The 6,848-nt window shown below is 57.1% G+C and carries 6 protein-coding genes and 2 tRNA genes; 3 read left to right on the top strand and 5 right to left on the bottom strand.

What is annotated here, in order from left to right:
• The first annotated feature begins 477 nt into the window (after positions 1-477).
• Together DSL70_RS20940 and eutC are read left to right on the top strand one after the other, a co-directional pair.
• A complete protein-coding gene (locus DSL70_RS20940; RefSeq protein ID WP_119309931.1) occupies positions 478-1,875 on the top strand; it encodes an ethanolamine ammonia-lyase subunit EutB in 1,398 nt (465 codons plus the stop codon).
• The gene (eutC, locus tag DSL70_RS20935; RefSeq protein ID WP_119309930.1) at positions 1,872-2,639 is read left to right on the top strand and encodes an ethanolamine ammonia-lyase subunit EutC; all 768 of its coding nucleotides are present in this window, start codon (positions 1,872-1,874) and stop codon (positions 2,637-2,639) included. Before DSL70_RS20940 ends, eutC begins: the two co-directional genes overlap by 4 nt.
• Before the next feature lie 194 nt (positions 2,640-2,833).
• Here the strand turns inward: eutC and DSL70_RS20930 are convergent.
• A tRNA-Gln gene (locus DSL70_RS20930) sits at positions 2,834-2,908 on the bottom strand.
• Positions 2,909-3,166: 258 nt separating this feature from the next.
• Between DSL70_RS20930 and DSL70_RS20920 the strand changes: the two genes are divergently transcribed.
• Positions 3,167-3,243: transfer RNA gene (locus tag DSL70_RS20920), tRNA-Pro, on the top strand.
• Positions 3,244-3,337: 94 nt separating this feature from the next.
• Here DSL70_RS20920 and DSL70_RS20915 read toward each other — a convergent pair.
• From DSL70_RS20915 to hypA, 4 genes are all read right to left on the bottom strand, one after another.
• Positions 3,338-3,694, bottom strand: coding sequence for a DUF7009 family protein (locus DSL70_RS20915; RefSeq protein WP_119309928.1), 357 nt, complete (start codon positions 3,692-3,694; stop codon positions 3,338-3,340).
• The gene (locus DSL70_RS20910) at positions 3,678-5,003 is read right to left on the bottom strand and encodes a molybdopterin molybdotransferase MoeA (protein WP_119309927.1); all 1,326 of its coding nucleotides are present in this window, start codon (positions 5,001-5,003) and stop codon (positions 3,678-3,680) included. The genes DSL70_RS20915 and DSL70_RS20910 overlap by 17 nt, the downstream gene beginning before the upstream one ends.
• Before the next feature lie 178 nt (positions 5,004-5,181).
• The gene (gene moaA / locus DSL70_RS20905; protein WP_119309935.1) at positions 5,182-6,207 is read right to left on the bottom strand and encodes a GTP 3',8-cyclase MoaA; all 1,026 of its coding nucleotides are present in this window, start codon (positions 6,205-6,207) and stop codon (positions 5,182-5,184) included.
• A 124-nt stretch (positions 6,208-6,331) separates the two neighbouring features.
• Positions 6,332-6,709, bottom strand: a complete 378-nt coding sequence (hypA, locus tag DSL70_RS20900) for a hydrogenase maturation nickel metallochaperone HypA (RefSeq protein ID WP_119309926.1) — start codon at positions 6,707-6,709, stop codon at positions 6,332-6,334.
• Positions 6,710-6,848: the final 139 nt, after the last annotated feature.

Genomic DNA, 6,848 nt, shown 5'->3' with positions numbered 1-6,848 from the left:
ATATCCTCTGCGCCAATGGTACTCCGTCTCAAGACGTGGGAGAGTAGGTCGCTGCCGGGCCTGCTAATAACAAACAATGCCTAAAACCCCCCGCTCAGTCGCGTACTGACGGGGGGTTTGGCGTTCTTATGCTCAAAAAAAGGACGGCGAAGGGGGGGGAGGGGGGAGATCGAATGGCTGCCCCCATGCGGGCAATGATCTAGCCTCGAAAAGTGGGTGCACTATCGTTTGGTATGACAAGCCTAAACTCGCTGCGTTGGGACTTGCCGGGTTTTACGGTATTGACGTCAGCTCCATTCGTGGTCAAGGTCGCATCTTTAACAGTGACTGATCCGTGACTGCCGCCAACACCACCGCCTCTAAGGGGTTGTCTGATTTGCCAAAGGTCGGTGCGGCACGTAAGCAAAGTAAAATTGACGAATATGGAGCGCTGCCTCATGGTCCTCACGAGGCAGGCTCAAGGAGCGGAAAGAGGGAATGGCATCCTATTCAATCATCCTCGGGAATGAGCGACACCAGTTCTCCGATTTGAAAAGTCTCATGGCCATGGCGTCCGCCCCGAAGTCGGGCGACCATCTGGCGGGGATTGCCGCAGAAAGCAACGCGAAACGCGTTGCCGCCCGCTATTGTCTCGCCGATGTTCCCCTCAAGGCCTTTCTTGAGGATCTGCTGGTTCCCTATGAAAGCGATGAGGTTACGCGCCTTATCATAGATGGTCATGACTGGGTTGCCTTTGAGCCTGTCTCGCACATGACAGTGGGGGCATTTCGTGACTGGCTCCTGTCTTATGATGCGACGCCTCAGAAACTGAAGGCTCTGGGGCCGGGGCTGACGCCCGAGATGGTCGCCGCCGTCAGCAAGATCATGCGCAATCAGGATCTGATCATTGTGGCGGACAAGGTGGAGGTAGTCACTGCGTTCCGCAACACCATCGGCCTCAAGGGGCACCTCTCCAGTCGCCTGCAGCCCAATCATCCGACAGATGATCCCGAAGGGGTTGCTGGTTCGACGCTGGATGGGCTGCTTTATGGCACCGGCGATGCGGTGATCGGCATCAACCCGGCCAGTGACAATGTCGATTCCTGCATAAAGCTTCTCACCCTGTTTGACCGTCTGCGGCAGAAATTCGATATTCCAATCCAGTCATGCGTGCTCACCCACGTGACCAACACCATGCAGGCCATTGAGCGCGGTGCGCCGGTCGATCTGGTGTTTCAGTCGATTGCCGGGAGCGAGAAGGCCAACAAGGGATTCGGCATTACCATTCCGTTGCTTCAGGAAGCCCGGGAAGCGGCCCTGTCGCTCAATCGCGGCACCGTGGGGCAGCATGTCATGTATTTCGAAACCGGGCAGGGCAGTGCTCTTTCCGCCAATGCCCACCATGGCGTTGATCTGCAGACCATGGAAGCGCGGGCCTATGCCGTAGCGCGGCCGCTGAAACCGTTGCTCATCAACACAGTGGTCGGTTTCATCGGTCCAGAATATATCTTTGACGCCAAACAGGTAATCCGTGCCGCACTGGAAGACCACTTCTGTGGCAAGCTGCTCGGTCTGCCCATGGGTGTCGATGTCTGCTACACCAACCACACGGAGGCTGATCAGGACGACATGGACGACCTGATGATGCTGCTGACAGTGTCAGGCGTCAATTTCCTCATCTCGGTGCCCGGTGCTGACGACATCATGCTGGGGTATCAGTCTCTGTCCTATCACGACATGATCACTCTCCGGCATCAGTTCAAACGCCAGCCGGCACCTGAATTTGAAGCCTGGCTGAAGAAGATGGGCATGATGGATGACACGGGGCGCCTTGCGCCGCAATTGACGAGCGGCGGCAAGGCTCGCGCTCTCCTATCCTATGAGGTGGCAAGATGAGCGAACTGGTAGACCTTGATCCCTTCCGCCGGTTCCGTGACGTGACCCGGGCCCGCATTGGCATTGGCCGGACCGGCGACGCAATGACCACCGAGGAAGTGCTGCGTTTCCAGCTTTCCCATGCTCGCGCCCGCGATGCGGTGTTGGGGGAGGCTGATTTTGCTGCAATGGCAAAGGCGCTTTTGCCGGTTGAGGCCCTCATTCTGCACTCTAGAGCTTCGGATCGCAAAACCTATCTGGCGCGCCCCGATCTGGGCCGATCGGTAGCACCGGAAAGCCTTACGCGGCTCGGACACGGCCCGCATGACATCGTCTTTGTGGTGGCCGATGGCCTGTCGGCCTCGGCTGTTGAGAAGCATGCGCTCAGTGTTCTGACGGAATGCCTGTCGCAGTTGGCGTCCTTCAACGTCGGGCCGGTCATTCTGGCCGAACAGGCGCGCGTTGCGTTTGGCGATGAGGTTGGGGAGGCTCTGTCGGCACAGATCGTGGTGGTGCTGATCGGTGAACGGCCGGGCCTGTCTACGCCCAGCAGTCTCGGGGCCTATGTCACCTATGCCCCGAAAACGGGCCTGCTCGACAGTGCTCGCAATTGCATTTCCAACATTCACGACGACGGTCTGTCGCCACGGCAGGCTGCCCAGAAGATCTGTTGGATCGTGCGCGAAGCCATGCGGCTGAAGTTGACTGGGGTCGGGTTGAAGGAAAATTCCGCTGGCAGCGAAATCACCACCGACGTTGCGGCCGCACCAGATCTGCTTGGTTGATGATTTCCTGATTTCTCCATTGCCAAGCCAGTGAAGAACCCTTTGCCAGACAGCCGATTCCCTATTCGGACCGTAGAGGCACGAAGCAGAACCGGCTTTGGTGGAGGTGTTTTTTTGATGCAGAACAGCAAAGCGATGCGCGCACTCAGTCCGCATCATCAATCAATCATTTATGGGAAATTAAGAAGAATGAATGGCTGGGGTGGTAGGATTCGAACCTACGGTACACGATACCAAAAACCGATGCCTTACCACTTGGCCACACCCCAGCAAGCCCGAACAAGTGCTCTGGCTTAGAGTAGGCTTTCTATACAGAAGCCCGTAAGGTCGCGCAATGCCTTAACTGAATTTTTCACAAGCCAGAGCCGCACTTTTTCCTCCGACTTGCCGGGAATTCTGTTGGACGAGAGCGGGAAAATCGGCATAAATGACATGAACGTGGAAATCTTTGCATTGATTGACGAATTTGCTTCGTCTGCCCTTGCCATATAGGAACTGGAAGGCTATAAGCCCCTCCACCAGAGGTACGGAGCGTAGCGCAGCCTGGTAGCGCACCTGATTTGGGATCAGGGGGTCGGAGGTTCGAATCCTCTCGCTCCGACCATTATTTTCTCCAGTAAGTCCATGAAATATTGGCTCAAATAGCGCTTTACGCGATGGGCTTTTTGTGTCTCATGGTCCTCATTTAAAGTATCCGCTCATCTCCATTCATGCGTCCGGTCCCTTGAGGGGGCGTGGGCATGGCTCTCGACATCCAGAATGAGCTCCATGGGTTCGTTTGGATGAACGGGCTGGTGCGCTGCAATGCCCTCTCTGCGGGGTAATCCCTTGAGCAGGTCATAGGCGGTTTCTCGGTCGACAACCAGTTGCATGATGTCATTGTCAAAGATCAGCTGCATCGGCGGTGCGCCGCATCCGGTCATGACACTGACCGTCAGACCGCGACCGTTCGGAAAGTGGATGCAATGATTGAGAGAAGCCCCGAGACAGAGCCGGGTCAATTCGCTCTTGTCGATCTTGAAATGGACCTGCTGACCATCAATGCGCAGTTTCATGGGGGCTTCCTTCGCGGGGCAATCCGGCATCAGCCGCAGGGGAGTGTGCTCGCACCAAGGCGTTGTCGCCATCCTCATGGCGCTCCAGTTTCCAGCGGTCCGGGACGAGTGGATAGATGGCGACCATGTCTCCTGCCGGGATGAGGCCGGGGGCCTCGTCAAAGACGGCCCAGCAATTGGCCTGCACCAGCTGTCTGATCCTGAAGGATTCCTGCCCGTCAAATACCAGCACCTGCAATGAGCCGTCCGCCGAGACAGACGCACGGGCCTTGCAGAAGAAGCGCAGGCCCTTTACCTTTTGTACCTCCCTTACCAGCCTGGCCTTGAGTGGCCTTTCGGCGGCAAGCCCTTGCAGGTGGCGACAGAGCGGCACGGCGAGGAAGCGTAGTCCAACGGCGGTGGAAACGGGATTGCCCGGCAGACCGAGATAGTGGATGCCATTGGCAAAGCGCGCGTAGAGTGCGGGCTTGCCCGGGCGGTTGGTCAGCTTGTGAAAGCGGATATCCGCACCGAGTGATCGCAACACATCGGGGATGAAGTCAAATTTGCCAGCCGAAACGGCGCCGGTGGAAATCACCACGTCCGTCGTCCCTTTAGCCACGATCGCTGCCAGACGGGATCGGAACAGCTCTTCGTCGTCCGGGATGATGCCGCTGTAGTCAGCAGCATATCCCAGCGTGCTGAGCATGGTCACCAGATAGGGGCCGCTGGCATCGCGAATCTGGCCCGGTCTCAGCGGTGTATCCGCATCCTGAACCAGTTCCTTGCCGGTGTTGATGATTGTCACTGTAGGCTTGCGATAGACTGCCACATCCTTCTGGCCCACAGCGGCAAGCGCCATCACCTGTTCGGGCATGATGATGTCACCTGCTGCAACAACCGGGGTTCCCATGGCGAAATCCTGACCGGCGGCGCGAACATTCTCTCCCTTGGCGATTGGCGCACAGAAGCGCACTGCATCGCCGGTTCGCTCCACATCCTCGATCTTGACTACGGCATCATATCCCTGGGGCAGGGCCGCCCCGGTCATGATCTCCCAAGCTCCGTCACCACCAGTGGAAGGCAAGTCACCCGCTGCGGTGGACCCGACGACCGGCAATGTCACTGGCGTGGCAGGGCTGGCTCCGGCCAGATCCCCGGCCCGGACAGCAAAGCCATCCATGCTGGAGTTTGTGAAGGGCGGTACGGTCTCGGTGCTTACAACGGGCTTTGCATTGACGAAGCCGAGGGCGGCGGCAATCGCCAAACGGGTGGTCGGAAGCCGGTCACACTGAAGAAGCAGCTCAAGCGCTTCGTGATAGGAAATCATGCGTTGTCCTCCCTGTGCCCGTGCTTCCGGTTGTGTTCTTTTTCATGCTTGATATCCGCCATAGGGAACTGGCTTCGTTCAAACAGCGAGGCGATTGTTTCTATCATTGTGAGCCATCCTGCAGGGCTGGTTTCGAGGGGGGCAGTTTGCGGGCGTTGATGCTCGCAAACCTGTCGGGCTAGCCGCCTGTGACAGACATGTGCCGTTCAACCGGTGTGTGGTTGGCGTCCCGGCTGATGCCGAAGTCATGCCCCTGCGGCTTGTGGGCAATGGCATCGCGAATAGCCTTGATGAGTTGCCTGTTGTTCTGCGAGGTGCGCAGGGGAATGCGCAGATTGGTGGCATCATTGCGCCCAAGGCAGGTGTAGAGGATGCCTGTGCAGCTCAGGCGTACCCGATTGCAGCTGTCGCAGAAATTGTGGGTCATCGGGGCGATGAAGCCGATCCGTCCGCCGGTTTCAGCCACAGTGAAATAGCTCGCGGGTCCTCCGGAGTGATGGGGGGAGGGGATCAGGCTCCAGCTTTCGGCAAGCTGTTCCCGGATGGTATCAAGTGGCAGATAGACGCCGGGGCGGTCATACAGCAACCCGCCCATGGGCATGGTCTCGATGATCGTCAAATCCATCTGTCTTTCATGGCAGAAGCGGAGGAGATCATCGAACTCGTCATCATTGACACCCTTGAGGGCAACCGTGTTGACCTTGAGCCTGATACCGGCCTTGAGGGCCGTTTCGATGCCTTCCATCACCTGGGCAAAGCGGGGCTTGCCGGTGATCTGCGTGAAGCGGTCCGCCCGCAATGTATCGAGCGAGACGTTGATGCGCACGACTCCGAGATTGGCCAGCGCCGTTGCCATCTGGGCCAGCTGGGACCCATTGGTCGTCAGCGTTATTTCCCTGAGGCGTCCGCTTTCAAGATGGCGGGAGAGGGAACTGATGAGCGTCAGGATGCCTCTGCGCACCAGAGGCTCGCCTCCTGTCAACCGTAGCTTGCGCACGCCCTGATCGACAAACAGGCTGCACAGCCGGTCCAGCTCTTCAAGGCTGAGCACTTCGGGCTTGGGCAGAAAGGTCACATTTTCGCCCATGCAGTAGAAACAGCGGAAATCGCAGCGGTCCGTAACCGACAGTCGCAGATAGTCGATCTTGCGGCCAAAGGAATCTGTCATTCCTTGCGAGCGGGGCTTTTTCCTGGGTGAAGTCATTTCGATGCCTCCCAACACCGGTATTGTCTTTTGGCTCGCAGGGCTTCATCGCTGATGTGTCTGGTTGGCCTGCGTTTCTTGTCTGCATACTTATCTTCTCAGCTTAAGCGTGTCTTTCCGGTTGTCATGCGCGCTGGCCTGTTTCCTTCCTTGTGTCCTCAACTTCGATATGCTTGACAGAAAACTCGCGACCGGCGAGGCAACGCGTATCAAACGAGCCGCATCGGGGGCAGGGTTCTGGTATGACGGGCGAGCGCGGGAAATAGACCGTCTCGCAGGTTTGGCATTGCAGCTTGAGGCTTACCCAGTCGATCGTCAGCCTTGATCCATCGGCGATCGTGTCACTGGCAATGGCATCGAAGCAGAAGCGGAATGTATCCTCCTCAATGGCCACTGCGGTTCCCAGCTCGACTGTAACGCCAATAACTTTAGAGGCGTCATAAGAATTCGCTACCCGTTCCGTAAGTTGAATGATGCTTTGACAGAGCGATAGCTCGTGCATAGAGATTGTCCTTTAGTTTAACAAAGGAAACGGGAGATTCATTTAGTAGATTGAGTGAAGTCAACCGCGTTTTAAGTTAAATGTCAAAGCGTCTTCAATGATATACATGGTCGGTGAAAAACAGTAAAAGCGATTCTTT

The sequence above is a fragment of the Cohaesibacter haloalkalitolerans genome, assembly GCF_003574655.1.
GTDB lineage: Bacteria > Pseudomonadota > Alphaproteobacteria > Rhizobiales > Cohaesibacteraceae > Cohaesibacter > Cohaesibacter haloalkalitolerans.
The sequence above is the reverse complement of the archived record's forward strand: the minus strand, read 5'-3'. Positions and strand labels throughout refer to the sequence as shown.